Annotated in this window: 28 protein-coding genes and 1 tRNA gene; 16 read left to right on the top strand and 13 right to left on the bottom strand. The window is 38.0% G+C overall.

The genetic code is table 11. The features are described from left to right. Together CXM95_RS08515 and CXM95_RS08520 are read left to right on the top strand one after the other, a co-directional pair. Complete coding sequence (locus tag CXM95_RS08515) at nt 1-960, top strand: N-acetylmuramoyl-L-alanine amidase (RefSeq protein WP_101699025.1); 960 nt, start codon at nt 1-3, stop codon at nt 958-960. Between the two features lie 150 nt (nt 961-1110). Then, nucleotides 1111-1184: transfer RNA gene (locus CXM95_RS08520), tRNA-Ile, on the top strand. 83 nt (nt 1185-1267) lie between these two features. On the opposite strand, the gene CXM95_RS08525 is transcribed toward CXM95_RS08520, so the two are convergent. From CXM95_RS08525 to CXM95_RS08540, 4 genes are all read right to left on the bottom strand, one after another. Next, nucleotides 1268-1678 carry a hypothetical protein gene (locus tag CXM95_RS08525; RefSeq protein WP_101699026.1) on the bottom strand — a complete coding sequence of 137 codons (411 nt, stop codon included), beginning with the start codon at nt 1676-1678 and terminating at the stop codon, nt 1268-1270. After that, complete coding sequence (locus CXM95_RS08530) at nt 1678-2277, bottom strand: hypothetical protein (protein WP_101699027.1); 600 nt, start codon at nt 2275-2277, stop codon at nt 1678-1680. Before CXM95_RS08530 ends, CXM95_RS08525 begins: the two co-directional genes overlap by 1 nt. Before the next feature lie 109 nt (nt 2278-2386). Beyond that, nucleotides 2387-2647 (bottom strand): hypothetical protein, encoded by a 261-nt coding sequence (locus CXM95_RS08535; protein ID WP_101699028.1) that lies wholly within the window; start codon nt 2645-2647, stop codon nt 2387-2389. 78 nt (nt 2648-2725) lie between these two features. Beyond that, complete coding sequence (locus CXM95_RS08540) at nt 2726-3100, bottom strand: hypothetical protein (RefSeq protein ID WP_101699029.1); 375 nt, start codon at nt 3098-3100, stop codon at nt 2726-2728. 453 nt (nt 3101-3553) lie between these two features. Between CXM95_RS08540 and CXM95_RS08545 the strand changes: the two genes are divergently transcribed. Further along, nucleotides 3554-4183, top strand: a complete 630-nt coding sequence (locus CXM95_RS08545) for a hypothetical protein (RefSeq protein WP_101699030.1) — start codon at nt 3554-3556, stop codon at nt 4181-4183. Between the two features lie 501 nt (nt 4184-4684). Here the strand turns inward: CXM95_RS08545 and CXM95_RS08555 are convergent. Further along, on the bottom strand, nt 4685-5212 hold the full coding sequence (locus tag CXM95_RS08555; protein WP_101699032.1) for a DUF308 domain-containing protein: 528 nt from the start codon (nt 5210-5212) through the stop codon (nt 4685-4687). Nucleotides 5213-5615: 403 nt separating this feature from the next. Here CXM95_RS08555 and CXM95_RS08560 point away from each other — a divergent pair, with 403 nt between their 5' ends. Both CXM95_RS08560 and CXM95_RS08565 read left to right on the top strand, forming a co-directional pair. Beyond that, nucleotides 5616-5921: a hypothetical protein gene (locus tag CXM95_RS08560; protein WP_101699033.1), complete on the top strand. Its 306-nt coding sequence runs from the start codon at nt 5616-5618 to the stop codon at nt 5919-5921. A 123-nt stretch (nt 5922-6044) separates the two neighbouring features. Further along, nucleotides 6045-6998 carry a peptidyl-prolyl cis-trans isomerase gene (locus CXM95_RS08565; RefSeq protein WP_101699034.1) on the top strand — a complete coding sequence of 318 codons (954 nt, stop codon included), beginning with the start codon at nt 6045-6047 and terminating at the stop codon, nt 6996-6998. Nucleotides 6999-7619: 621 nt separating this feature from the next. Here the strand turns inward: CXM95_RS08565 and CXM95_RS08570 are convergent. Further along, nucleotides 7620-7994 (bottom strand): hypothetical protein, encoded by a 375-nt coding sequence (locus CXM95_RS08570; RefSeq protein ID WP_101699035.1) that lies wholly within the window; start codon nt 7992-7994, stop codon nt 7620-7622. 181 nt (nt 7995-8175) lie between these two features. Here CXM95_RS08570 and CXM95_RS08575 point away from each other — a divergent pair, with 181 nt between their 5' ends. After that, nucleotides 8176-8634, top strand: coding sequence for a GNAT family N-acetyltransferase (locus CXM95_RS08575; RefSeq protein ID WP_101699036.1), 459 nt, complete (start codon nt 8176-8178; stop codon nt 8632-8634). Nucleotides 8635-8788: 154 nt separating this feature from the next. Here CXM95_RS08575 and CXM95_RS08580 read toward each other — a convergent pair whose 3' ends face one another. From CXM95_RS08580 to CXM95_RS08600, 4 genes are all read right to left on the bottom strand, one after another. Next, on the bottom strand, nt 8789-9433 hold the full coding sequence (locus tag CXM95_RS08580; RefSeq protein ID WP_101699037.1) for a lytic polysaccharide monooxygenase auxiliary activity family 9 protein: 645 nt from the start codon (nt 9431-9433) through the stop codon (nt 8789-8791). 2151 nt (nt 9434-11584) lie between these two features. Then, nucleotides 11585-11833 carry a hypothetical protein gene (locus tag CXM95_RS18965; protein ID WP_101699038.1) on the bottom strand — a complete coding sequence of 83 codons (249 nt, stop codon included), beginning with the start codon at nt 11831-11833 and terminating at the stop codon, nt 11585-11587. 194 nt (nt 11834-12027) lie between these two features. After that, complete coding sequence (locus CXM95_RS08595) at nt 12028-12324, bottom strand: hypothetical protein (RefSeq protein WP_233499116.1); 297 nt, start codon at nt 12322-12324, stop codon at nt 12028-12030. Nucleotides 12325-12676: 352 nt separating this feature from the next. Continuing rightward, nucleotides 12677-13426 carry a peptidylprolyl isomerase gene (locus tag CXM95_RS08600; protein ID WP_008381897.1) on the bottom strand — a complete coding sequence of 250 codons (750 nt, stop codon included), beginning with the start codon at nt 13424-13426 and terminating at the stop codon, nt 12677-12679. 182 nt (nt 13427-13608) lie between these two features. Between CXM95_RS08600 and CXM95_RS08605 the strand changes: the two genes are divergently transcribed. Together CXM95_RS08605 and CXM95_RS08610 are read left to right on the top strand one after the other, a co-directional pair. Beyond that, nucleotides 13609-14700: a DUF871 domain-containing protein gene (locus CXM95_RS08605; protein WP_005236098.1), complete on the top strand. Its 1092-nt coding sequence runs from the start codon at nt 13609-13611 to the stop codon at nt 14698-14700. Nucleotides 14701-14877: 177 nt separating this feature from the next. Continuing rightward, nucleotides 14878-15828: an alpha/beta hydrolase gene (locus CXM95_RS08610; protein WP_086299463.1), complete on the top strand. Its 951-nt coding sequence runs from the start codon at nt 14878-14880 to the stop codon at nt 15826-15828. A gap of 50 nt (nt 15829-15878) precedes the next feature. Here CXM95_RS08610 and gap read toward each other — a convergent pair whose 3' ends face one another. Further along, complete coding sequence (gene gap, locus CXM95_RS08615) at nt 15879-16889, bottom strand: type I glyceraldehyde-3-phosphate dehydrogenase (RefSeq protein WP_042890377.1); 1011 nt, start codon at nt 16887-16889, stop codon at nt 15879-15881. A 249-nt stretch (nt 16890-17138) separates the two neighbouring features. Here gap and obgE point away from each other — a divergent pair, with 249 nt between their 5' ends. The 7 genes from obgE to CXM95_RS08650 all read left to right on the top strand — a co-directional run bounded on the left by obgE (nt 17139) and on the right by CXM95_RS08650 (nt 24431). Further along, nucleotides 17139-18452 carry a GTPase ObgE gene (gene obgE, locus CXM95_RS08620; protein WP_042890376.1) on the top strand — a complete coding sequence of 438 codons (1314 nt, stop codon included), beginning with the start codon at nt 17139-17141 and terminating at the stop codon, nt 18450-18452. 180 nt (nt 18453-18632) lie between these two features. Continuing rightward, nucleotides 18633-19208, top strand: a complete 576-nt coding sequence (locus tag CXM95_RS08625) for a DUF456 domain-containing protein (protein ID WP_086299462.1) — start codon at nt 18633-18635, stop codon at nt 19206-19208. Between the two features lie 72 nt (nt 19209-19280). Continuing rightward, complete coding sequence (gene rnz / locus CXM95_RS08630; RefSeq protein WP_008381890.1) at nt 19281-20237, top strand: ribonuclease Z; 957 nt, start codon at nt 19281-19283, stop codon at nt 20235-20237. Then, a complete protein-coding gene (locus CXM95_RS08635; RefSeq protein ID WP_016612306.1) occupies nt 20221-21009 on the top strand; it encodes an SDR family NAD(P)-dependent oxidoreductase in 789 nt (262 codons plus the stop codon). The genes rnz and CXM95_RS08635 overlap by 17 nt, the downstream gene beginning before the upstream one ends. A 12-nt stretch (nt 21010-21021) precedes the next feature. Beyond that, the gene (locus CXM95_RS08640; RefSeq protein WP_086299461.1) at nt 21022-21459 is read left to right on the top strand and encodes a lipopolysaccharide assembly protein LapA domain-containing protein; all 438 of its coding nucleotides are present in this window, start codon (nt 21022-21024) and stop codon (nt 21457-21459) included. 147 nt (nt 21460-21606) lie between these two features. Then, nucleotides 21607-23907 (top strand): single-stranded-DNA-specific exonuclease RecJ, encoded by a 2301-nt coding sequence (recJ, locus tag CXM95_RS08645; protein WP_086299460.1) that lies wholly within the window; start codon nt 21607-21609, stop codon nt 23905-23907. An 11-nt stretch (nt 23908-23918) separates the two neighbouring features. Continuing rightward, nucleotides 23919-24431: an adenine phosphoribosyltransferase gene (locus CXM95_RS08650; RefSeq protein ID WP_005226167.1), complete on the top strand. Its 513-nt coding sequence runs from the start codon at nt 23919-23921 to the stop codon at nt 24429-24431. 75 nt (nt 24432-24506) lie between these two features. Here CXM95_RS08650 and CXM95_RS08655 read toward each other — a convergent pair whose 3' ends face one another. Further along, nucleotides 24507-24719, bottom strand: a complete 213-nt coding sequence (locus CXM95_RS08655; protein ID WP_005236082.1) for a hypothetical protein — start codon at nt 24717-24719, stop codon at nt 24507-24509. Nucleotides 24720-24848: 129 nt separating this feature from the next. Beyond that, nucleotides 24849-25469 carry a transcriptional repressor LexA gene (gene lexA / locus CXM95_RS08660; protein WP_008381880.1) on the bottom strand — a complete coding sequence of 207 codons (621 nt, stop codon included), beginning with the start codon at nt 25467-25469 and terminating at the stop codon, nt 24849-24851. A gap of 136 nt (nt 25470-25605) precedes the next feature. On the opposite strand from lexA, the gene CXM95_RS08665 reads away from it, so the two are divergent. Beyond that, on the top strand, nt 25606-25845 hold the full coding sequence (locus CXM95_RS08665; RefSeq protein ID WP_005236078.1) for a DUF896 family protein: 240 nt from the start codon (nt 25606-25608) through the stop codon (nt 25843-25845). The last annotated feature ends 67 nt before the right edge of the window (nt 25846-25912 follow it).

Here is a 25912-nt window from a genome sequence, read left to right on the forward strand (position 1 = left end):
ATGACAAAATACAATAACTCAACCTCACACCGTGGTCATAATGCTCGCACACCAGGGGCTGCCGGCAACGGATTAAGAGAGCACGAAGTGGCCCAAACGATCCACGAAAAATTTATCAAAGAAACGAGGGCAGTTGATTGTACTGATGATGCCGGAACTACTGCAAATGCGAATCTAGTAAATATTGTTGCAAAAATGAATCGTGTAGGTATTAGCTTTCATGTCAGTCACCATTTGAATGCATTCAATGGCCAAGCGAATGGTTTTGAAGTTTGGTACTTCGCAGGAAACGAAACTGCTCGGAAACTAGCGCAGGCGATTTGCGATGAGGTTTGTAAAGCAACAGGATGGGCAAACCGAGGAGCAAAAGCTACCACGTCTTTTTACGTGATCCGCGTTTCTGTGGGTACCGCAGTGCTGATTGAGTGGGGCTTTATTGATAGCAAGCGGGACATGGATATTCTAAGCGAAAAAATGGACGATGCGGTAAATGCAACCTTGAAAGCGATGGGCTATTCCACTTCTAGCGGAGGATCAAGCAATGATGGTGGATCTACAGTAGCAACACCAACACCACAGCCAACTCCTAGCCCTACGCCAACACCAACCCAACCGAAACAGCTTGCAGTAGATGGATCCCTTGGACCTTTGACGGCGAGACGTTGGCAAGAAGTAACTAAGATGCAGATTCAAGATGGACGTATCAGTCACCAATGGCGACAGACTCAGAATCAAAATATTCATGCGGCTATTTTCGATAACTCGTTGAAAGGATCCAACCTCATCCGAGACACACAAAGACGTCTTGGGATTAAGCAAGATGGGTTATGCGGTCCACAAACAATTACTGCGATGCAGCGTGCCAAAGGCACAACTGCAGATGGATTTATCAGTGCACCGCAAAGTCAGTTAGTCATGGCAATTCAGCGTGATCTAAATGCTGGTCGCTCACCGTTTTAATAACAAAAATTCCCGCCTTATTAAGTAGGGCGAGTGTAAATAAATATTGCTATTGAATCTTTTGTGATTTGTGTTAAATTGAACTTACCTTAGTAAAAATAACTTGTTTATTTTTCTTTTAACCATTCCGCCCCACGGAATGGTTTTTTTGTAACTTTAGCTCAGCTGGTTAGAGCAGACGGCTCATAACCGTCCGGTCGTAAGTTCGAGTCCTATAAGGTACATAGTAAATCCCGCATGCTCAGAATCGAGTATGCGGGATTTTTTGGCTTACTTTAACGAAAAGATCTTAGATACAAAACATCAATCACACAGATGTTAGACTTTCCATATACTCTGCGGTTAACTCTGTTGCCCCATACTTGGCATCTTCCTCGTCAAAATCTAAATCATCAACCCATTGATAATAGTGTTGAACCTCATGGGAGATAGTTTCCAGTATATAGAAGATAGCGTCTTCTTTTCCATGTAACTTCATCAATTGAGCAAAGTCGCCTGTTGAAATTTTTATTCTTGATCTTTTTTCTTTATCAAAAGGTGCATAGAAAGTTCCAAGTACTTTTTCAACAGTTATGCTATTATATACAAATTTAGCCCCTGTAATATTTATATCTACTGGCAACGGAAAATCGTAATTTTTTGAAAGCCAATCAATATAGTTGGTTATTTTTTTTGCTATTAGCTTATTGACTGTAGGTCTTACAGATAATTTTATCACTATTTTCCCCCATTGTGTTTTTTACTAGGTGTATGTTTTTTCATAGGCCTATTTGGATTCTTATTTGATCTTGATTTGAAATTTTTATTATTTCTAGCTTTATTATTCAACTCGCGTCCCTGTTTTTTTAGATTGGGTTTGCCAACTGGACCACTTCCTTTATTGGAGAAATAATTTTTAATGGTCTTATATGCCCAGTGACCAGCACCAATTGTTACCCCGCCAAGGATGATGGCCCCAGTAGCGGCCAGTGCAACTTCGCCCACACCAGGAATCAAATAGACTCCAGCTGCTGCAGCAAAACGGGCCTGACGATTACTGCTACTTGTGGGGGATGTCTCATAAGCAGTGTTTAGTAAATTAATTAACTTTGATTCGTTATATGGTACGCCATTTATGATGAGCTTGTTTTTTGTTACTTCAACTGTAGCTGATGTTCCTTTATTATCATACTGAACTTCGTTCTCTTCCTCAATGTCCCACAATGTAACTTGCCCATTTCGTTCCTCATCAGCCAATGCATTGATCCCTGGGCAAACTAAGCCGAAGAGTAGTGACGAAACGCTAATTAAAACGATTGATTTAAATTTTCCATTCATGATATTCCCTCCTTAATTTTAGTTGTGAATAGTAGATCAGAATATCATGTTGTGGGGAAAATGTATGCTAACGATTTTGTAAGGCTTTTATTTTTAGTCTATACAATTTTCATATACCAAGTTCCTTGATTGTATCATCTGGATTAAAAGTTTGAAATTGAGTGACAATAAGTTGATTACGACTGTTGAAATTCCCACTGACAGTAGCAATATATTTATTTTCTCCAATCATTAGGATATTTTCAATGATATTTGGGTTTAGTGTTAAACAATTGAGCATTAGGTCCGGCGATTCTAAAGTAAATTTTACAAGGGCAGGATACATGTTTATCACACTGATTCTTATTAACTTTCCTGTAAATTTTTCCATAATCACACCTGCTTTTTAATTGATTTTAACAGATGGATACTTAAGTTTCAAAGAAATATCTTTAGGCTATTTTTATATTTACATGTTTGTTGCTATACCAATAAATATTAGTAACAATGTAGGAGCAGAAACGATAAGATTTAGAGCTAGAAGCCAACTTGAAAAGTGTCGTTCAATATTTTTGATAAAACAATAAAGCGGTATGCTGAGAGAAGCTAAAATAATTGTTATTACGATTCCAAAGTACAATGATTCTGTCATTAAAGGAAGGAATTTTGAAAGATTAATAGAAAATTGATTAATAAAATCAAAACCTGGTATTGTAGGATCCGCTATTCCTTGGTTTAAAATGAAAATGCCCATTATTTGCATTAATGATAAATAGAATCCTATTCCATAGAAGATTAGTAGAATAGGATAAAACCAGTAAAAGTGTTTCTCTGAATTTGTCATAGATAAAACCTCCTCAAGATGAATTAAAGAATATACAGATAACAAGTGTTTTGAAATTTGATAAGCTAACAAAATTCTTTCGTTTTTGTAAGTATCGATTCAAACTTCTAAAATTGCTTCATTTGGATTGAAAATTATAAGAATTATTTAATCCTCTTTAGTAATTCGAGAGATTGCTTTAGTATTCAAATGTAGGTTACGGTAATAACCTACATATTTGGCCAAGCTCTGTCCTGTCATTGGGGGCAGAGTTTTTTGTAAAAACTATCTTATCAAGCAAAGAGAGAGCACATAAATCTCTTTATTGAAATACAAACTGATGTTTGCTATAATTAGCACATAATCCTCAAGAGATTATATCTGCTTTAGGAAGTCTTAGAAAACGCTTGTTTTCGAGGCTTCCTTTTGTTTTAATTTAATTAGCAGATATAATTGAAAAGTAAGTATTATTTTATGGCAAAATATAATGAAAAAGTAGTATCAGAAGAATTACCTGTAAAGTATATTGAAGATATTCAAATTAGGATATCCGGACAGCAAATGAACAAAGCAGAAGGGTATAATCTAAGTGAGGTCTTAGCTACATTAAGTTCATTTGAGAGTGCTTCGAAAAAGGTTTATTTGAGTCTGGTTGGAAAAAGTAAATTTTCGTATGAGGATAATGAAGATTTTACAATAAGACTAATGGATGTAAGTGAAGGGTCATTTTTGTCTGAGTGTAAAATAATATATAGTAGTGTGATTATTCCTTTGGTTCCTGTAGTTGTAGAAAATAAAGAAGTAATCTGGAATACTGTCAAAGCCTCGTATGATTTTTTAAAAGCAAAATTATCGGCAAAGAGGGAGGGGAAGGAAGTGAGCGTAAATCAAACGGCTTCAGAACAAGGCGTTAATGTTTATGTTGATCGAAATACAGGTGATAATCTAACTATAAATGTATATCCCGGAATCCCTGAACAAGCATTAAAACTTGTTCCTGAATTTACTAGAATTTCTAAGCAGATTGATGGTCAAAAAGTTAATTCTATTGAGATTTCAAGTAGTGAAAAATCAGAACAAAAAGATGTAATCTTCTTTGATTAGCAAGATAAAGAAATCTTCTCTAAAAAGAACTTTTACTGAAGATCGTATTTTCTCGTTAAAGGGAAAGATAATTGACGGAGCGTATAGTAAGTTAAGTGGTCGGATTGAGGTCACAGAAACTGAAACAGATTTAGTTCAAGTTGGTAATTCTTATAGATTCACTGTAAATTCTAACTTAAGGTCAGAAGAAATTTGGAAACAAATGTTTCTTGAAGAAAGACCTTATTATTGTAAAAAAAAAAGTCGAATATGATCCTTCATGCGAAGAGGTTTTAAAAATTTTGGAAATAATAATAGTTGATTGGGATGAAAACAAGTGGGGTTCTTAATTGAAAAATAGTAATTGCTATATTTATCAATCGAAAAAAAAGTTTATCGAGTGGAGAAATCCACTCTTTTTTTGTTTAATATTGTTTCTTTTAAAAAAAGCACAGCGTAATTTCGAACGCTGTGCAAATAAAAATATACTTAGGCTTAAAACTCGAACTGATTGATGATGACCTATTGTTTTAATTGAGATCGAAACATAAAGTATCCAATGACTTCTAGAATTCCCATTGCAATTAATGTATAGCCAAATACTTGTAGAAGAATCAACAAACTTGCGAATGGATTAAATAGCAAAAATGCACCACCTATAACTAAAATTACACTATAAATAATCCAAACCATAGATTTAGTATTAAGACCCAGTACTAATTGAAAGGCCCCATTAGAAATGATAGATAAACCTAATAGGATCGGGAGAATAGATGCAATGGTAGTGGCAAATAGAAGGACGACAAGGGCTAATACAAGTAAAAATATTCCACTGAATAGTCCTAATCCCCAGTGTCCAGATTCTTTTCTCGATTTAAAATCTTCTAGAATATTAATTAGGCCGATCAAAGTTAAGTAACCAGCAAGTACATACCCAATAAAATTGAAGAAACCAGCTGGATTAATTGTAATAGCTATCCCAAAAATTATATAGATAATAGCTCTGAGAATTGCGTGACTCTTAAAATTTCTTTTTAATATAACTAACATAATAAACACCTCCTTTATATTTTGTTTAATTTTACATTTTATTAAGTCAGAAAGCGAGTATTTAGCTAATTTCAGCATCCAATTAATCGGAGTAAACTGTTTAAATACTTCAAATATATGAAAGAAGATTTTATATAAAATAGAGTTGAATAATTATTTATAAGCAAAAAAATCATATTGGGACCATATTTGTGTAATAAAAGAATATTTTATTAAGAACGATTGTTTTTAAATGTGGTAAAGACTTTGTTTATTCAAACTTAATTTTCGAACAATTGTTACCTTTCGTTAATGTAAGCTTAACTTAAATGATAATTAAAGAAATGAAATAAAAATATTCCTTCCTATCGTTTAAATTAAAAGTGTGTCTAGGACACAAAAAAATAGATTGGAAGTGGATTTTATGAAAAAAGTTTTTTTGGTATTAACAGCGGCATTGGCAGTCATTGGTTTAGCAGCATGTGGTCCTGGAGCTTCAAAAAAAAACCCAGAAAAATCACCACAAATCGAGCAAAAGCAAAAAAACAAATCCAGTACCGAGCAATCGTCGAAGAAACCGGCTCAAAGAAAACAGACACCCAAAAAACAAACGCCTAAAAAACAGACACCTAAGAAACAATCGCCTAAGAAACAAGAACCTAATAAAAATAATGAACAAAGAGATGAATCAAAGTCAAAGGAAACAAATAATCGGAAAACGCAAGAATAAATTTGTCTATCAATTATAGATAATGGTTAAAGAAGTCCCGGTTCAAACAGGAGAACCAGGACTTCTTTAAGTGAAAATACGTATTTGATTATCAAACATTCATAAAAATGGAGGATCGGTAAGATGAGAAAAAAGCTTTTATTTGTAGCTATGTCAGTAGGATTGCTTTTGTTTTCTGCATGCTCTAAGAGTGATGAAAAAGAAACTGCAGTAAGTTTTAAAGGTGGTACGATAACACAAAAAGACATTAATGATCAATTAAAAAAAATTAAAGGTGCTGATTCAGCTATTCAGCAGATGGTAATTAAACGAGTCTATGAGAATAAGTATGGAGAGGAAATAACTGAGAAGGATATTGAGAAAGAGTTTAATAAAATCAAAGAGCAAGCTGGTAAATCATTTAATTCTCAATTAGCTAAGTCTGGCGATACGGAAGCAGAATTGAAGCGGAAGATAAAGCAACAACTAGCCTTTAAAAAGGGGCTTGAAACCAATGTAGAAGTAAATCAAGAGAAAATACAAAAAATATGGGAGACCTTCCATCCAGAAGTAAAAGTGCAGCAAATTAAATTTAAAAATGAAGAGGATGCAAAAAAAGCAAAGCAATCTTTAGATGAGGGAGAAGATTTCTCGAAGTTGGTGAAGGAAAAATCAATAGATCAAAAATCAAATTCCAATGATGGGAAAGTGACATTTCATTCACATACATCATCTGTACCAGAAGAAGTGAAAGAAGCGAGCTTCAAACTAAATAACAAAGATATTTCTGATATTATTCCGGTGAAGAATCTCATGACAAAACAAACGAGCTACTATATAGTTAAAATGATTCAGAATCAGGAAAAAGGAGATGATATTGAAAAATATTCTGACGAGTTAAAGAAAATTGCAATTGAAAAGCAATTAGCTGATCAAGAATTTGTAAAACAATCAATAAGTCAGGAATTAAAAGCTGCAAATGTGAAAATCAAAGATGCAACATTAAACAATATTATGGATTCTTTAATACATCAGGAGAAGAAACAAGTGCCTAATAAAGATAACAAAAAAGAGGAAGAGTCAAAATCTAAAGAGTAACTGTTTTGTGAAATCCAGAGAGTACTTAAATAAGCCCCGCTCATGTAGGCGAACCGGGGCTTATTTAAACGAAAGATGCAGTTTTTTTTCTTGTGAATTTTTATTAATGATAAGCATGTCTGCAAGGTATGGTTTGTATTTCTCTTCAACTTCAATAGGATAAGACTTTCAAATATTAGCTATAGATTTTGACATCATTGAATTGCATTGTTCAAACGTATTTTGAGAATAGAACTTTTGCTTTAATAGAAAATGAGAGATATTTTGTGTTATTCCAGAAAATACCAATCGAATTTAGATAAGACCTATTGTTTGCGATAACATTATTTTTAACATACCATCACTATGTAGCATGTGCAAAAAGAAGAGTATTTGGCGGAGAAGCTTGGGGAAGTGTGCCTAATACTCTTCTTTTTTATTTTATCATTTTATAGGTTCAATTGATATGACAGATCTAAATTTTATTTATATGATGTAAATTTACGATAAGCTATAGGATCAACGGATACTTTTTAAAATACAAATAAACTTTATAAAAAATGTAAGCACCCTAATTTATTTTAACAAAAGAAATAATGATTTTCCGAGTACTTCTAATCTAGTTAAATTTTTCTCTCAGAATTATATATTCATAGCAACACCAATAAATATTAATAGTAACGTAGGTGCTGAAATAATCAGATTTAGGACAAAAAGCCAACCTGAAAAGTGACGATAAATATTTTTTGTGAAAAGGTAAAGTGGTGTGATGAGTGACGCTAAGATTGTTACTATTATGATACCCAAATATAGTAAATCCGTTGTTAAAGGAAGAAAATTTGAAATAGTAATAGAAAGTGAGTTAATTAAATTAAAACCAGGTATTGTGGGGTCAGCTATACCTTTATTTGTGACGAAAAAACCTGCTATTTGCATCAATGACAGGTAAAAACCCAATCCGTAGGGAATTAGTAGTATTGAAGAAAGCCAGCAATTTTTTTTCTCTGAATATGTCATAGATAAAACCTCCTTTAGTATTCTTAAAGAATATATGGAAAACAAGTGTTTTGAAATTTAATAAGCTAACAAACCTCTTTCGGTTTTGTAAGTATCAGTCACTATTTATCAATTAAACGAATTTTCACTTAAATTTTTGAGGTATAATAAGGATCAGTGTTTTCAGAGAGGGAGGACCGCTATGAGTTATTATGTGCTGAAAAAAAAAGACTCTAAATGGTTGTCAGTAGCTGCAGAAATAAACAAGGCTGATTGGAAAGCTGCTAAGTATTTAGCAAAAAAGATGAAAAATTATGACTTTAAAGAATGGGAAGGACTTGTTATATCAGAAAATAATGATCAGATTGTTGGTTTTTGTTCGTTTGTTCTTAAAGATATTGTTGATTTAGCATATAGCCCATATATAGCAATTGTATATGTTGATCCAACTTTTAGAGGGAAGGGAATAAGTAAAGAGTTAGTTGAGATTGCCGAACAACAATTGATAACAGAGGGATTTCAAGATGTTTATATTGTAACGCAACACGTTGGTCTTTATGAAAAATGGGGTTATTCTCAAATTGATGAAGCAGAGGATAAGTTTGGAAGAAGTATGAGAGTATTAGAAAAAAATTTTAATACGATATCTGTTGTTGAGTAAGTACAATCTACTTTACTTAGATCTTAAATACTAGCTTATTTAAATATGGGATTTCAATTATGAAGTAAAAGAACCTCTTACTCAGATTCGAGCAAGAGGTTCTTTCGATTTTTCATATGAAAAGAATAGATTAGATTATTCTGTCTTAAATAACTTAGATACCTAAACCAGGTGTAATATTCGCATCAATCACATTATAGAATGCATTTTGAGTATCAGCGATATCCCAAACTGCTAAGATTACATGATATCCAATTCGATCTTCAGGTATTGTTATACTGTGCGTATCACCAACTACAGGCAATGTACCGTCGTGTGATACTTCTGCTATTTTTTCAAATGATGCACGATTCAGGGGTTCATTTGGATTCCAACCAGGTTTTGTAATATAGTAGTGCCATTTAGTTGTACGATGCAAAGCAGTATAGGTCCACTTCAAATCCAAGTTGCCAGTTTTAACTGATTGCTTTGTCCAACGATCTGCATCCTGATTATCCAGAACGAAATCGTTAATCTGACCTAATCCACCTTCTGCAGATGCAATTCTTCCATCTCGAGGACCAGCTTCTGGGAAACCTTTTCTATACTCTAAAGATTGCGGATTTGAAATTACGTTTCCATAAACTTGATGCGCAGCATTCCAACCCCATTCCCTATTGTGTAATTGACCTTGATATCCTCGACTGATTGGCGTACTTACATATCCATGAGCATGTGACTCTTTCGGAAAGGCCAAAAATACAACGGAACTAATAAGCGTGAAACAGGCAGCAGTTAAAACAGATTTCTTTGACAACATATGAAAACCTCCTTAATATTTGGTTACGGTTACATTGTAATGTTTAAGTTGTCTGTAAGTCGAATCGATTAATTCTTATCTATACGAATTAATCGATTTTCAATAACTTTTGTTTTGGTGTATAATTTAAAAAATATGGTATTTTCTTAACGATAAAAACTATCTTTAATAGAGTCGTGCAGGAGAGAGATTACTACTACTATTGTTATTGGTTGTGATTTGTACACAAATGAATGTATCTAAAACTTCTTTAGAGCATGCCCACTTCACTACATGGAGAGGGCTTTTTATTTGCACAAAATTCGAATAAAAAGTAACCTTAAACTACCCTTAGCTAACACTTTTTCATTTTTAACCTTCTTTACAATGCCACTCCTCTCCGGGAGTGGTTATTTTTTTGCGAAAAAAAGCACAGCATATTCTCATACGCCGCGCAGGTGGAACTATATTCCGTCATCAATGTAATTATACACCAAACTATCGATTGGGCAAGAAAACCTGCTTACCTAGCAATTACGATTGAGAAATATTAATAGTGTTGGACCGGACAAAATATCATCTTGCTCACATTAGATCAGAGATAAAATTTTGTTAATCCCAAAGATACAAATCGTTTTTTTATAAGAGATACTTAAGATAGGACGTATTGTTTGTGATAACATTCCCTTTAGCATACCATAATTATGTAACGTGCATAAAAAGAAGAGTATTAGGCGGAGAGGCTTGGGAAGTGTGCATGGTACTCTTCTTTTCTATTTTATAATCAATCAGCACTATTAGACACGATTGTTCAGAATATCGATCTAGGTTTCTTTTTTAGATACAATTTATTGACAAGTATCAGTACCCGATACAAGATTAAATTATCCTATAAAATATCTTTTTCAAAGTTCTATTTGCCCGCTTCTCCCCAAGAAGTGGGCATTTTATTTGCACAAAAAGGATCCGGGGTGTAGCATTAAGATACCCGTATCAGTTAAAACTTTGTTTCATTTTTACTTCTTTATAAAAGCCCGTTCTTTAATTAGAATGGGCTTTTTGCGTACTTTAATCAATTGTTTAGATTACTTGAGATTGTCTTATGTTGCTTTGTTATTTATGAATGATCTCGGAGAGGGCTTTCAATATAGATAGTTGCAATGATCGTTGAACAACTGTCTTTAGTGTAAATAAATAGCCCGCTATGACAGGCTTATATATAAATCATATTCGTTTTACTTGCATTAACAGAGTTTATACTTTAGATTAGGAGATGCGTGCAATACTCTACGAAGAGTATTAGGCGGCAATGCTTGGGGAAGTGTGCCTGCTACTCTTCGATTTTTATATTTTATCATGAATTACTATTTAATAGATATTATTGATTAGTAAACCGTCATAAATAGATTCAGTTTAAATTAGTATAGAGTCACAATTTGGACTCATACCAAGCAATTTAATTTTCCTCATTCTCATTTGGGACTTACTTTATGTTTAATAAGGCAGATCTTTCTCTGTTGCAATAAGTATTTTAATCGAATATCATATTAATGGTGCATATGCACTAATGTAGAGTACTAGGCTTAAATTGGGGAATTTAGAGACAAGGCCTAGTACTCTTATTATTATTCTATATAAATTAAACTATAGAATATCTTTGTGAGAGCAACTTAATTGAAATATTATAATAATTAACCTAACATTTAAGTATGGTCTCTCAGTAACACTTAGAGCAATGGCAAAAGCGGCTTGGGGAAGTCTTCTTTTGGCCATTGCTCGTTTTTGATTGTAGCACTAAAAAATTCAAATAGATATAAATAAAGCTTGGATAATTTTGCCTGAAAAAGTAAATTGCTTGAATTACTTTGAGAAAGATTTTAGAATAGTATTCATAGCGGTAATATAGGCAAACATCTTTAGTTTTTTGTGCGGAGCCAATTTTTTTCTGAGTGGCTATTTTTGAGCAAAAAGTTTGAACAACTTGTAAATAACTCATATACTTAATTTACCTTATAAAAAACTTTTTTATCTAATTGTGCCACTCCTCCCCGGGAGTGGTTGTTTTTTTGCAAAAAAATAGCACAGCATATTCTCATATGCCGTGCAAGTGGAACTATGTTCCGTCATCATAATAATCATATAGTAATTTACTGAATAGGCAAAGTAATACGCTTAGCGAACATTGATATTTTCAAATTCAATCATAATCCTCGTTTTGCCAATCACCGAATACTTCCTAACAACAAATTGTTTCCTACTATTATATTCACCAGCTACCAAGATCTGCATTCCTTCATGCACATCGGCTAAAAAGTTCAAACTATGCGAAGCAATCAAACAGTTCACTCTATCAAGCGAAAACCGCACCAAAGGGATCTTGCTCATCTTCAACACTCGCATCTTCGATACATAGTCTTTCATCTATTTCATAACAATCGCCTCCATAGTGTTGTATATAATAGCAGCAATCCGTTTTACCTAAAGTGACAGCAACATAGAAATCGACACATTTTGAGCCGTATAAAGCTTCCTGTGCTTCAGAAATTGAGTCCGGGAAAATTCATTTATAAACTAATAAAGAGATAGGTACCCTTGCTCATATTGAGTAATAAGATTCATACTTCAAACCATTTTACATCATTATAATAGTCAACATTTCGAATTTCATCATAATGGACAAGAGTGTCGTCTAAATAAATTCCTATATCATCGTAACCTTTCAGTGTTCCTGTAACAACAGGCATGAATTTGTCATCGACAGTATAGTTGAGCTGTATAGCTAGCTTCTTACTTTTTGTGATTGCTGCTTGTAAGAATTCATTTATTTCTTCTTCTGCCATTTCCGGCTTAGCAGGGCAGGTGTACTTCAACTCTTTATCTATTCTTGCGATGTCGGCTGTATGCTCTGACAAAAAAGAATCCTATCCACTTCAATTTTTTTCTGTCTTCATATGGTTTTAGAACGCTCATATTTTGTCCCCCCCTCAAGGAAATTATACGAACGTTTGTTCTTGTGGTAAAGCGAACACGGAATTAAATTTCTGGTGATTGTTTTGGTGATTGCTAAATGAAAGACAAGAATAGTGAGAAAACTTTGAAAACCTCTTTAGGTGTAAATCATGTTGTAAATTCTTGATTTAACGGGAATTTGAAACAATAAGTAAATAGGGAAAGATAGAAAAATAATATTAAATAGTTGGCGACCAAAAGTAAAAGAAAACCGCTGAAATTCCCGAGTATCGGAGACTTCAGCGGTTTTTTTATTTATTCTTTGGCTTCTTGTAAGACCTTGATCGTTTCGATCTTCACTGGCTCAACCGGTTGAGAATTCTCACCATTGCCAGAGTCTTGGGTTTCTGCTTGCGCAATTTTATCTACGACATCCATGCCTTCGATCACTTGACCAAAAACGGTATAGCTACCGTCCAATTGTGGTGTTCCACCATTTTTGTAGGCTTCGATGATTTTTTCAGGATAGTGTTGGATCGCTAGACCGTCGGATACGTCTTGATCATTTTGAACGATGTAGAATTGACTGCCTTGGCTGTTTGGCGCACTTGATTTTGCCATTGCCAATGCGCCTCGCAAGTGATAAAGCTGGTTCGAGTATTCTTCGCCGAATCCTTCGCCCCATATGCTTTCTCCGCCAGTGCCATCACCATTAGGGTCGCCCCCTTGGATCATAAACTCTTCTACGACACGATGGAAAGTCAAGCCGTCATAATAACCATCTTTGGCATGGGTCAAAAAGTTTTCGACTGCTTTGGGTGCAATCTCTGGGAAAAGTTTGATTTTGATCGAGCCTTCCTCCGTCACCATTTCAACTAAAGCTTCATTCTCTTGCACATCCGTTGATAATTGCGGCAATTCCAGGGCATTCAAGTCAACGGATTCTGAGGTCGACGTGCTTTCTGCCGAATTGCTTGATGAGGGATCGGTGGTACTTGAACCTGTACAAGCAGCTAATAATAAAAGGCTAGCAGCTGCTGTCAGTGTGAATAGGATTTTTTTCATTCTTTCATTCCTTCCAGTTTTCTTAATGATAATCATAACAAAAAAGAGACATAGAAGAAAGCGCAGATTTTGTGGAATGAGAAAGAAACAGGCGGAAAGGTGTAGACCACTTTTTAGATGTTTGCTATAATGAAAGAGGATTCATTATAATAAACGGATAGAATTTACAGGAGGTTTTTTTGATGGGAAAATTAGGGATATCGATTTATCCAGAGCGCTCAACGTTTGAAAAGGACAAAGCGTATTTAGACTTGGCACACAAATACGGCTTTAAACGGGTATTTACCAGTTTGCTGCAAATCAACGATGACAAAGAAAAAGTCTTGGCAGACTTTAAACAAGTCGTGGATTATGCCAATCAGTTAGGAATGGAAGTCATGGTAGATATCAATCCTGGTTTATTCGAACAGCTAGGTATTTCTTATGATGATTTATCCTTCTTTGATGAGATGGGCGCTTACGGTGTTCGGTTAGATATTGGTTTTACTGGTTCAGAAGAAGCCAAAATGACGCGTAATCCTTACGGGATTAAAATCGAAATCAATATGAGCAGTGGTACGAGCTACGTGGATAACATCATGAGTTATTCACCTAATACTGAAAATTTACTCGGCTCGCATAACTTCTATCCTCATCGCTATTCAGGGTTGGGCTACGACCATTTCGTTTTTTGTTCGGAAAAATTCCGCAAATACAATTTAAATACGATGGCTTTCGTGAATTCTCACGAAGCTGATTTCGGTCCATGGCCAACACAAGATGGTTTATGCTCTTTGGAAGATCATCGTGATCTGCCACTAGCTACGCAAGTCAAACATTTAGTGTTGACGGGTTTGATCGATGATATCTCTGTTGGAAATGCCTATGCTTCAGAAGCAGAATTGGCAGCAATGGCTGAAGCGTTTCACGCGGATTATCCGACATTAAGAGTCGATGTCGTTGACGGAATCACTGAAGATGAACGAATTTGTCTCTTCGATAATCTGCACAGCTATCGAGGAGATCGTTCGGAATACATCTTGCGTTCAACGATGACGCGGATCTATTATAAAGACAAGGAATTTCCACCTCATGATACCCGTGATATGGTAAGAGGGGATGTCTTGATCGATAATGCTGGCTATGGACAATACAAAGGGGAGACGCAAATCGCCTTGAAAGCAATGAAAAATGATGGTCGAGTCAATGTCGTTGGTAAGATCGCTGATGAGGAACTATTCTTATTAGAATTTTTGAAACCTTGGTCAAGTTTTAAATTGGTCGAAAATAACTAATTACCACGAAAATCAGCCATTGCCAACAAAGATTGTTGGCAATGGTTTTCTTTTTGGGCGCTTGCGATTGACAAACATGGGCAAAAAACGGTAATTTAAGTAGTGGGTTCTTTCCTTGAGGAATGACGAAACCATAATAATATTATGTAAACTATATAACAAGAGGACGTGACAAGTGTGAAATTGCGCTGGAAGATTGCCATCGGAGTGGCTGTATTAGCGATTGCGGGGTTAGGATATGCTGGAAATTATTTTTATGATTATGCGGTGGTTCCTTCAGAAAAAGATTTTTTGGAAGGAGATACCCCGGGGACTGATGAAAATCAGACGGGAAATGAATCGCAAAATTGGTTTACAGATCCAACAAATCGTGAGATGTGGCAGCTAACTTCTGAAGATGATTTAAAATTATCCGCCATTTATCTACCGGCGGAGGAGAAGAATCGCGGGAAAACGGCGATCATCGCGCATGGCTATATGGGGAACGCAGAAACGATGGCGGACTACGCTAAGATGTATCATGATTTAGGCTATAATGTCTTGGTTCCAGACGCTCGAGGGCATGGTCAAAGCGAAGGAGATTATATTGGTTTTGGGTGGCACGAACGTAAGGATTATTTGCAATGGATCGATGAGGTACTCGCAAAAAATGGTTCTGAAGAAACGATCACTTTGTATGGCATCAGTATGGGGGCTGCCACGGTAATGATGACCAGTGGGGAAGACTTGCCGAAAAATGTCACTTCTATTATTGAAGATTGTGGGTATACCAACGTCAATGAAGAATTGGGTTATCAACTCGATCAATTGTTTGGTCTACCGGCCTTTCCATTGATGAATGTCACTAGTCTTGTCACAAAAATCCGAGCGGGGTATTTCTTCGGTGAAGCAGATGCAGTCAAACAACTGCAAAGGAATACGCGTCCGATCTTTTTTATCCATGGCGATGCGGATACGTTTGTTCCTTATTCGATGCTGGATATTTTGTATAACGCGACCGATGCACCAAAAGAAAAGTGGGTTGTTTCAGGTGCCGAGCATGCGAAAAGCTACAAAACAGATCCAGACCTTTATAAAGAAAACATTGCAGCTTTTTTGGACAAATACGATCATCCAGCAAGTGAATAAAAAAGTGCCGGTTCTAAAAAAGAACCGGCACTTTTTGCTTGACCTTTAGCTTATAAACGAGCAAATTCTTCTAGCAAGCGAATCATTTGGCAAGTAAAGCCGTATTCATTATCATACCAAGCGACGGTTTTCACCAGTTGGAAATCGCCAGCAGTGGTTACTTCTGTTTGTGTCGGATCAAAGATAGACCCTTGAGTGGTACCAATCACATCTCCAGAGACGATTTCACGGTCATCGTAACCGAATGACGGATTATCGACGGTGTGTTTTCTGATCGCTTCATTGACTTCATCGGCGGTTACTTTGGTTTTCAAAATTGAGACTAACTCTGTTAAAGAACCATCGACGACCGGAACCCGTTGGGCGTGGCCTTGTAATTTGCCATTTAATTCTGGGATAACCAAACCGATTGCTTTGGCGGCACCCGTTGAGTGAGGGATCGTGTTGTCAGCAGCGGAACGAGCGGCTCTTAAGTTTCCGCCTTTTACAGGACCATCCAATAGCATTTGAGTAGAAGTATACGCATGAACCGTCGTCATCGTACCAACTTCGATCCCGAATTCCTCATTTAAAAAGTAGGCCATTGGAGCTAAGCAGTTGGTCGTACAAGAACCTGCGGATATGATAGTATCATCCGGTGTTAACGTGTCTGAGTTGACATTGTAAACGATCGTTTTCATATTACCAGCTGGTGCGGAGATAACGACTCGTTTGACACCTGCATCAAGATGGGCCTGGGCTTTTTCTGCGGAAGTGTAAAAACCCGTACATTCTAATACGATATCGACGCCATTTTCTTTTGCCCAGGGGATTTTGCTTGCGTCTGGTTCAGCGTACACTCGGGTCTCTTTGCCATCGACAACGATAGCATTATCCGTTGCAGTAACAGTTCCAGGGTACGTGCCGTGGGTCGAGTCAAATTGCAATAGATGTGCTAACATTACGGGGCTTGTTAAATCATTGATTGCCACAACTTCAATATCGGCAGAAACTTCTCTGATCCTACGAAAAGCTAAACGTCCAATTCGTCCAAAACCATTGATTCCAACTTTTACTGTCATTTCTTGTTTCCTCCTTTGATTGTGTACTGGTACACTTAAAAGTTTGCTACGATTTCCTGTGACTGTCAAAGAATAACCCTTAAGAATTCGCGATTTCTTACGGAAACCCATGAGAAAAGATAGACAAAAGGCGTTTCGGTCGTTACAATAAAATAGACTTTCTTATTAGAGAAATAGTAACCACTTAAAGTGAGATAACTGATAATCAAAAAGTATAGAAGGTAGTAAAAAAAGAATGGAGGACAAATAATGTCCATGTTTTTAGATCAAGTGACAATCGATGTCAAAGCAGGAAAAGGCGGCGACGGGATGGTTGCTTTTCGCCGAGAGAAATATGTCCCAGACGGCGGACCCGCAGGTGGGGACGGGGGACGTGGCGGTGATGTCATTTTAGTCGTAGACGAAGGTTTGCGTACATTAATGGATTTCCGCTTTAATCGTCATTTTAAAGCGCAACCCGGGGAAAATGGTATGAGTAAAGGAATGCACGGCCGTGGCTCAGATGATACTTACATCAAAGTACCCCAAGGCACCACCGTTCGTGATGCTGAAACAGGTGCCTTATTAGGTGATTTGATTGAGCAAGGTCAAACATTAGTAATCGCAAAAGGCGGGCGGGGCGGCCGTGGGAACATTCGGTTTGCTTCTCCAAAAAATCCAGCCCCAGAATTAGCAGAGAACGGAGAACCCGGTCAAGAAAGAAAGATCGAGCTCGAACTAAAAGTCTTAGCAGATGTTGGTTTAGTTGGTTTCCCTTCAGTTGGGAAGTCAACATTACTCTCTGTGATTTCGTCTGCTCGTCCAAAAATCGGCGCGTATCATTTTACAACACTGGTACCAAATTTAGGCATGGTAACGACCACTGATGGTCGTAGTTTTGCAGTAGCCGATCTGCCTGGCTTGATCGAAGGTGCTTCGCAAGGTGTTGGTTTAGGGACTCAGTTTTTACGTCATATCGAACGGACGCGGGTTATTTTACATGTGATCGATATGAGCGGCATGGAAGGGCGCGATCCATATGAAGACTATTTATCCATCAACAATGAATTGTCGACCCATAACTTGCGCTTACTAGAACGCCCACAGATCATCGTTGCCAATAAGATGGATATGCCGGATGCTGAAGAAAACCTAGCCCTTTTCAAAGAGCAGCTGGCAAAAGAAAAAACGGATGAGTTCGCGGATGAACCAATGATTTTCCCAATCTCTGGTGTCACTCGTAAGGGAATCGATGCCTTGCTGAATGCGACAGCGGATCTATTGGAAGTCACTCCTGAGTTCCTCTTGTACGATGAAGAAATCGAAGAAGATGTGGTTCATTACGGCTTCCAATCGGATGAACCGGAGTTTGCAATCGATCGCGATCCTGATGCAACTTGGATCTTGAGCGGTGAGAAAATCGAAAAACTATTCCAAATGACGAACTTTGATCACGATGAGACTGTAATGCGTTTTGCTCGTCAATTACGTGGATTGGGTGTCGATGAAGCATTGCGTGCGAGAGGTGCCAAAGACGGTGATATTGTGCGTATCGGTAATTTTGAATTTGAGTTTGTCGAATAAGCGTTTAAAAGAACATCATTTTTTTAAAAAAATCCTTCATAGTTGAATTGGTTTTGACTGCCGATCATTGATTTTCTCTAAGAAATCAATGATCGGCAGTCTTTTTGGTTTCTTTTTTCATTTAAATGATTTACTGTTAAAATAAAGAAAAAAACAAATAAACCAAAGGGAGCGATTTTTATGTCAAAACGAGTCATTGTAATGAACTTTGATGCTAGTGCCAAAGCGTATCAAGCCTTTTCTGAAGTGAAACGGATGCATATGGAACGAAAGATCAAAGGAGAGCAAATGGCGGTTCTTACCCATACCAATGAAGGCGTACATCAATTTAAAGTCGAGGATTTTCTTGATTTTACTGGAAACAATAAGACATCAACTGGTGGTTTGATCGGGATGCTCGTTGGTGTGTTAGGTGGGCCTTTGGGAATCATGCTGGGCTGGTTTGGCGGTAGTATGATCGGTGCTACTCGTGACGCAAAAGAGATCCAAAATGCGCAAATGCTCTTCGAACACGTCGGAAACCAAATTGGTGTAGGCGATACGGGGTTATTATTGATTGCCGATGAAGAGGACAATCGTCCTTTGAACCAACAGATCATGAATGAATTAGGCGGTGACATCACTCGTTTTGACTACGATGATGTCGAGGCAGAGATCGAGACGGCCAAAAAAGTCGAAGAATCCACCAAGGCACGTGTTCAAGAGGATTGGAAAAATTCCCATAACGATGAATCCGATAGCCAATCCGAGAAATAAAAACCGCAAGCTTCAATTGCAACTTGATTTCTTTTCCGCTAAAATTGGAAAGAGATGAAAGGAAAGAAGCTTATGGAATTAGAATTTTTAGGAACAGGTGCTGGAGTGCCTGCGAAACATCGAAATGTGACCAGCACTGCGTTACGATTATTAGATGAACGCAATGCCGTTTGGCTTTTTGATTGTGGCGAAGGGACACAAATGCAGATCTTGCATTCTACGATTAGACCGAGAAAGATTGAAAAAATCTTTATTACCCATCTTCATGGTGATCATATTTATGGATTGCCAGGATTGATCAGCAGCCGCTCCTTTCAAGGCGGAGACACACCTCTAGAGATTTATGGACCCAAGGGGATCAAAGCATACATTCAAACCGTTTTGCGGATTTCTCAGACGAAAGTCAGCTATCCATTGCATTTTTTTGAGATTGAAGAAGAAGGGATTCTTTTTAAAGATCAGCAATTTGAAGTATCTTGTCTGCGCCTTGATCACGGGATTGATAGTTTTGGCTATCGTATTGTCGAAGCAAGCCATCAAGGGGAGTTGCAAGTGCAAGCATTGCTTGAACTTGGGCTGAAACCTGGTCCTGTCTTCGGACGTTTGAAAAAAGGTGAAGTAGTTACCCTCGATGATGGTCGTCAAATCAATGGGGCTGATTTTTTAGGTCAAGCCAAAAAAGGACGGATCGTGACAATATTAGGTGACACCCGTAAATGTCAAAACGCCGTGCTTTTAGCGAAAGATGCGGATGTTTTGGTACATGAAAGTACCTTCAACAAAGAAGAAGCCAAGTTGGCTCGCGCTTATTTTCATTCGACGACGCGACAAGCTGCTGAAGTTGCCCAAGAAGCTCACGCCAAGCGTTTGCTATTGACCCATATCAGCGCGCGCTATGTTGGCAAAGATATTACAAATTTAGTAAATGAAGCAAAAGAAGTATTTCCGAATACGTTGATCGTCAAAGATTTTGATGTTGTCGAGATCCCTTTTGCCGGAGAGGAAGAATCAGATGAACTTGGAGAATAAAGTTGTCGTTGTAACAGGAGGTTCTGCCGGACTTGGAGAACAAATCTGTTATGAAGCCGCAAAACGTGGTGCGATCGTCGTGACTTGTGCCCGGAGGACGAATTTGATTGGGAAAGTCAAAGAGCAATGTATGGAATTAAGCGGCAAAGAAGCGTATGCGTTTCAATTGGACGTAGCAAATCCTGAAAGCGTGGAGCGCTTATTAGAAAAAATTAGTGAGAAAGTCGGAAAGATCGATGTCTTTGTCAATAATGCTGGCTATGGGATCTTTCAAGAGTTTACAGAGATGGATCCTGCGGTCATCCGTAATATGTTTGAAGTCAATGTACTTGGGATGATGGTTTTGACTCAGCAAGTTGCGATTCAAATGGCTGAACAAAAGCATGGTCATATCATAAACGTTGCTTCAATTGCGGGTAAGATCGCTACGCCGAAGACCGCAGTTTACTCTGCAACGAAATTTGCTGTACTTGGTTTTTCTAACGCCTTACGTTTAGAACTAAAACCACTGGGGATCAACGTAACAACGGTCAACCCAGGGCCGATCGAAACGGCATTCTTTGACCAAGCAGATCCTAGCGGTAGTTACTTATCATCGGTGGGCAGCCTTGTCCTTGAACCAAACAAATTGGCACAAACGATCGTCAAAGCCATGATTCATCCAAAACGAGAAATCAATCGCCCACATATTTTAGGGGCGGCAGCAAAACTGTATACACTGTTTCCTGCAATCGGGGATTATATGGCAGGAACGATGTTCAACAAAAAATAGGAGTTGAAACCCATGAAAAATCAATGGCGTGTTATCGTTGGTATTTTACTGATTTTAGTGATCGTTTTATTTGCGGTTGCAAACAATATGACTGTTCCGATCAATTTTGGCTTCACAACGATTCAATCGCCACTGATCTTAGTCATTATTGGTTCTGCTTTGTTAGGCGCATTGATTTTGTTGCTGGTTTCCACAAGTGCAATGTTCCGTCAAAAAAAAGAACTAAAACAATTGAGAAAAGAGCTCTCGGATTATCGCACGAATAACGAGAAAGTTCTGCAAGATGAACGAGAAGCCTTGGAACGAGAATATACCAACAAGCAGGCGGAGTTAGCAGCTAGGCAGCAACAACTCGACGATCAAGAAGCGCAACTTTCGTCACGTGCTGCAGGCGCCTCAACGCCGCCAACGATTGATGAAGAAATGAAGTCTTTTGAATCGCAAGCCTAGAATACATGAGAGCAATTAAGAAAAGAGTTTGCCGGCGCATCGTTCGCTGCAAGCTCTTTTTTGTGATATGAAAAAATAAATTGTTTCTTTCGTTGTTTTTCCTTTTTACATAAACTTTGCTATAATAACCTAGTTAGGAGTGATTTGGTGAAACGTGCAAATTTTCATTGGGTGCGACCGCAAGATAGCGAAGCTACCCCTGTATTTAAAGAATTGATCCAAGCAAGAAAGATTCCTGAGCGCATCGGCGCGTTGCTATGGCAAAGAAATATTCGAACAGCAGAAGCGCTAGACGCTTTTTTATCAACGGATCTGCAATACCTTCATGATCCGTTTCTCTTTCATGATATGGATAAGGCCGTGGAACGGATCCATGAAGCCATTTTAAATGGTGAGCGGATCTTGATTTATGGCGACTATGACGCAGATGGGATTACGAGCACCACCGTATTAAAAGAAACACTGGAGTTGCTAGGGACTGAAGCTGAATATTATCTGCCCAATCGCTTTTCAGATGGGTATGGTCCCAACATAACTGTCTATCAAGATAAAATTGCGGCAGGGACTCAATTGATCATCACCGTTGATAATGGGGTATCTGGACATGAGGCAATTGCTTATGCTCAAGGGCAAGGGGTCGATGTGATCGTGACGGATCACCATGAACTTCCTGCAGAACTCCCAGAAGCCTTTGCCATCGTTCATCCCCGTCACCCTGAAGGAAACTATCCGTTTGGTGATTTAGCGGGAGTCGGTGTCGCATTTAAAGTGGCTTGTGCCCTATTAGAAGAAGTGCCCGTCGAACTGCTGGACCTTGTTGCAATTGGGACGATTGCTGATATGGTTTCTTTGACAGATGAGAATCGACTACTAGTCAGCAATGGCCTGAAAATGATCCAACAAACTGATCGGCTTGGTTTGAATGAGTTGTTGACGGTCAGTGGATTGAAAAAACGAACAGTCAACGAAATCGATATTGGTTTTGCTGTTGGCCCCCGCCTCAATGCAATTGGTCGGTTGGAAGATCCTAATCCTGCTGTTCGTTTGTTAACCACATTTGATGAAGAAGAAGCAGTAACCTTAGCCAAGACATTAGATACGATCAATCAGCAGCGAAAAACTTTCGTTGAAGAAATCATGAAAGAAGCGCAAGAAAAAATCGACCCTGCCAATCATGTTCATCTGGTCGTAGGTGATAACTGGCACGAAGGGGTTTTAGGAATCGTAGCTGGACGTATCATGCAAAGTACCGGACAGCCCGTGATTGTTTTGACCAAAAAAGAAAATGGGTTAGCAAAAGGGTCAGGTAGAAGTGTCGCTGCGTTGAATCTATTTGAAATGTTGGCTACGATGAAAGACATGTTTACCAGTTTTGGTGGTCATCATGCGGCGGTTGGCTTAAGTATCCCGATTGATCATTTGGACATGCTACAAGCTCAGATGAATCGCTATGTGGAAGAAAATGGAATTGATCTTAGTCAGGGAATCCCCTTAGCGATCGATGAGGAACTGCCATTGGCGGAAGTATCGATCAACTTTATTGAGTCTTTAAACGTTTTAGCGCCTTTCGGAACGGACAATCCGTTACCGAAATTTCTGTTTTCCAATTTATCGACTCAAAATGCCCGCCAGATTGGTACCGAAAACCAGCACTTGAAGTTAGTGATGACAGATGAGTCCAATCTACAGCTAGATGTGATTGGCTTTGGTTTTGGAAAAGACTCAGTAGAGTTTGAAAATGATCGACTATCGATCGTCGGTCAGCTTTCAATCAATGAATGGAATGGCAACAAAAAACCGCAGCTGATGTTGGATGACTTTGCAGTGGAAGGGCTGCAGTTGTTTGATTATCGTTCGAAAAGGAGTCGGCAAGGTGTCTCTCTGGGAAATGAAACATTAGGGGTCGTTTTCAATAAGAAACTGCCTCGAGAGCTGCAAGGATTTTGTGGACAAACGATCTTATTCGACTCGGTGGCTGCTGTGAAAGATACATTTTGTGCTGGTCCGTTCCAAGAGATCGCGTTTTTAGATTGTCCTGCTGATATTGCTGTGATCAAAGAGGTCGTTCAAGCGCTTCATGCTTCAAGAATTGCGTTTGTGTTTTACTCGACGGAAGATGCCTATTTAGACGGGGTAGGAACCAGAGAGCAATATGGTCGGCTTTTTCAATTGATCAAGCAGCAGCCTCGTTTGGATATTCGCTACAAATTAAAGATGGTCGCTAACTATCTAAAAATTCCAGAAAAATTACTTATTTTTATGATTCAGGTGTTTTCTGAGCTGGAATTTGTTACAATACAAGATGGTGTTTTGAATAAAACGGCTGATCCTGTTTCTCGTCCGCTGACAGAGAGTCATTTGTATCAGCAACGACAAAAAATGATCAAAACAGAAGAATTTTTATTAATGAGTGATTTATCAACCCTACGTCAGTGGTTGACAGTCTAGGAGGAAAAAAAATGGATTTAAAAGAGTATATTGCTAGTATTCCGGATTATCCCCAAGAGGGAATTATTTTTCGGGACATCTCGCCGCTAATGGCTGATGGAGAAGCGTATCGTTATGCGACACAGCAGATCGTTGAGTATGCACAAGAAAAAGGCATCGATATGGTGGTAGGACCAGAAGCCCGCGGATTTATCGTTGGTTGCCCAGTTGCGTACCAGTTAGGTGTCGGCTTTGCCCCAGTACGTAAAAAAGGCAAATTGCCACGGGAAACCATTGAAGCAGAGTATGAAAAAGAGTATGGCGTGGATGTTTTGACGTTGCATGCCGATGCTATCAAACCAGGACAACGTGTCTTGATTTGTGACGATCTACTAGCAACTGGCGGAACGATCAAAGCAACGATTGAACTCGTAGAAAAACTAGGCGGTATCGTTGTGGGCTGTGCCTTTTTGATCGAACTAATGGATTTACATGGAAGAGATAAAATCCAAGGTGTTGAAATCAAGACGTTAATGGAATACTAAAAAAGAAGAAACAAAAAAGGACTCGCAGGAGTCCTTTTTTGTTTCTTCTGCCTTATGGCGTATGTAGGGGAAGGATCATGGTTCGTAACGATAAAAATCATGATCGTGATAATAATGGCGGTTACGTTTGCGCTCTGCTTGGCGGAATTTCTTTTCATCCCATAGCATGAACCAAAGCATCATTAGAGGACAAAAAATCAGAACAGCACTTAGAACGCCAAAATAGCCAATAACAATACCCATCAATAAAACCCATAACATAAAACCAAATCGACGAACTGCTTTCATCTCATTCACTCCTTAAATAATACGAACTTATGTTTGTATACTTATTATACGAATGTTTGTTCGGTTTGTAAAGAGGAAAGAAAAAAAATCTTCGTAAAAACGAAGATTTCCTAGTCAGCTCGTTGAGCATCAAAGCAGATGTCGATACAACCCAACAACCAATCCTAAAATCGTTACGTCAGGCAAAATGATTGGTTCTAAGTAATCATTTTCCGGTTGTAAACGAATGTAATTCTTTTCTTTATAGAATCGTTTGCAAGTAGCTTCATCTTCATCTGTCATAGCGATCACAATATCACCATTTTGCGCACTTTGTTGTTTGCGAACGATCACTTGATCGCCGTCAAGGATGCCAGCATTGATCATACTTTCTCCTCGGATCGTCAACATAAACAAACTACCGGTACTATTTGCTAAATCTGGCGGAATTGGAAAGAAATCGGATGCATCTTCCACTGCTAAAATCGGTTCTCCCGCAGTTACGACACCAAGCATCGGAATGGATGCTGGCTGAACATCGATTTTTTCAAGACCGGAAGAAGTTAATTCAATGGCTCTGGGTTTTGTAGGATCTCGCAAGATCAACCCCTTTTTTTCAAGTCGGGACAAATGGCCATGAACAGTTGAGGTAGAAGATAACTGAACGGCTTCGCCAATTTCGCGAACAGTCGGCGGATAGCCTTTTTCAGTGACACGGGTATGAATGAACTTAAGAATTTCGATTTGTCGATTTTCTGTTCGTTTTGCCAAAACTGACACCTTCTTTCATTTGATAACATTAGTGTACCATAGGTATATCGAATATTCAAACAAATGTTCGCTTTTTACACTATTGTTTTTATTCGCTAGTTTGTAGTAAAATCAAGAGGGAAAAGGAGGAACGAATATGCTATCTCAAGAAAAATTAGCTCGAATCAATGAACTTGCCAACAAGAAAAAAACAGAGGGTTTGACTGAGGCAGAAACGAACGAACAAAAAGTTCTACGTGACGAGTATTTAACCGCCTTTCGTGGAGGAATGCGTCACCATATCGAAGGAATGAAGATCGTTGATCCTGAAGGTGCTGATGTGACACCAGAGAAATTAAAAGAGATTCAAAAGAAAAAAGGTCTCCACGGCAGATAATTGTGAATTCCTTTTCATTGCTATTGAAATAAGCATCTGAATCACGTATAATAAAAGATGTAATAAA

This window comes from Enterococcus sp. CR-Ec1, from assembly GCF_002850555.1.
GTDB classification, from domain to species: Bacteria; Bacillota; Bacilli; order Lactobacillales; family Enterococcaceae; genus Enterococcus_D; species Enterococcus_D entomosocium.

What these genes read in the sequence shown, in the direction of transcription:
- CXM95_RS08515 (WP_101699025.1), top strand. Translation starts at nt 1, where the DNA reads ATGACAAAATACAATAACTCAACCTCACACCGTGGTCATAATGCTCGC.
- CXM95_RS08530 (WP_101699027.1), bottom strand. Translation starts at nt 2,277, where the DNA reads ATGAATGGAAAATTTAAATCAATCGTTTTAATTAGCGTTTCGTCACTA.
- CXM95_RS08535 (WP_101699028.1), bottom strand. Translation starts at nt 2,647, where the DNA reads ATGGAAAAATTTACAGGAAAGTTAATAAGAATCAGTGTGATAAACATG.
- CXM95_RS08540 (WP_101699029.1), bottom strand. Translation starts at nt 3,100, where the DNA reads ATGACAAATTCAGAGAAACACTTTTACTGGTTTTATCCTATTCTACTA.
- CXM95_RS08545 (WP_101699030.1), top strand. Translation starts at nt 3,554, where the DNA reads ATGGCAAAATATAATGAAAAAGTAGTATCAGAAGAATTACCTGTAAAG.
- CXM95_RS08555 (WP_101699032.1), bottom strand. Translation starts at nt 5,212, where the DNA reads ATGTTAGTTATATTAAAAAGAAATTTTAAGAGTCACGCAATTCTCAGA.
- CXM95_RS08560 (WP_101699033.1), top strand. Translation starts at nt 5,616, where the DNA reads ATGAAAAAAGTTTTTTTGGTATTAACAGCGGCATTGGCAGTCATTGGT.
- CXM95_RS08565 (WP_101699034.1), top strand. Translation starts at nt 6,045, where the DNA reads ATGAGAAAAAAGCTTTTATTTGTAGCTATGTCAGTAGGATTGCTTTTG.
- CXM95_RS08570 (WP_101699035.1), bottom strand. Translation starts at nt 7,994, where the DNA reads ATGACATATTCAGAGAAAAAAAATTGCTGGCTTTCTTCAATACTACTA.
- CXM95_RS08575 (WP_101699036.1), top strand. Translation starts at nt 8,176, where the DNA reads ATGAGTTATTATGTGCTGAAAAAAAAAGACTCTAAATGGTTGTCAGTA.
- CXM95_RS08580 (WP_101699037.1), bottom strand. Translation starts at nt 9,433, where the DNA reads ATGTTGTCAAAGAAATCTGTTTTAACTGCTGCCTGTTTCACGCTTATT.
- CXM95_RS18965 (WP_101699038.1), bottom strand. Translation starts at nt 11,833, where the DNA reads ATGAAAGACTATGTATCGAAGATGCGAGTGTTGAAGATGAGCAAGATC.
- CXM95_RS08600 (WP_008381897.1), bottom strand. Translation starts at nt 13,426, where the DNA reads ATGAAAAAAATCCTATTCACACTGACAGCAGCTGCTAGCCTTTTATTA.
- CXM95_RS08605 (WP_005236098.1), top strand. Translation starts at nt 13,609, where the DNA reads ATGGGAAAATTAGGGATATCGATTTATCCAGAGCGCTCAACGTTTGAA.
- gap (WP_042890377.1), bottom strand. Translation starts at nt 16,889, where the DNA reads ATGACAGTAAAAGTTGGAATCAATGGTTTTGGACGAATTGGACGTTTA.
- obgE (WP_042890376.1), top strand. Translation starts at nt 17,139, where the DNA reads ATGTCCATGTTTTTAGATCAAGTGACAATCGATGTCAAAGCAGGAAAA.
- CXM95_RS08625 (WP_086299462.1), top strand. Translation starts at nt 18,633, where the DNA reads ATGTCAAAACGAGTCATTGTAATGAACTTTGATGCTAGTGCCAAAGCG.
- rnz (WP_008381890.1), top strand. Translation starts at nt 19,281, where the DNA reads ATGGAATTAGAATTTTTAGGAACAGGTGCTGGAGTGCCTGCGAAACAT.
- CXM95_RS08635 (WP_016612306.1), top strand. Translation starts at nt 20,221, where the DNA reads ATGAACTTGGAGAATAAAGTTGTCGTTGTAACAGGAGGTTCTGCCGGA.
- CXM95_RS08640 (WP_086299461.1), top strand. Translation starts at nt 21,022, where the DNA reads ATGAAAAATCAATGGCGTGTTATCGTTGGTATTTTACTGATTTTAGTG.
- CXM95_RS08650 (WP_005226167.1), top strand. Translation starts at nt 23,919, where the DNA reads ATGGATTTAAAAGAGTATATTGCTAGTATTCCGGATTATCCCCAAGAG.
- CXM95_RS08655 (WP_005236082.1), bottom strand. Translation starts at nt 24,719, where the DNA reads ATGAAAGCAGTTCGTCGATTTGGTTTTATGTTATGGGTTTTATTGATG.
- CXM95_RS08665 (WP_005236078.1), top strand. Translation starts at nt 25,606, where the DNA reads ATGCTATCTCAAGAAAAATTAGCTCGAATCAATGAACTTGCCAACAAG.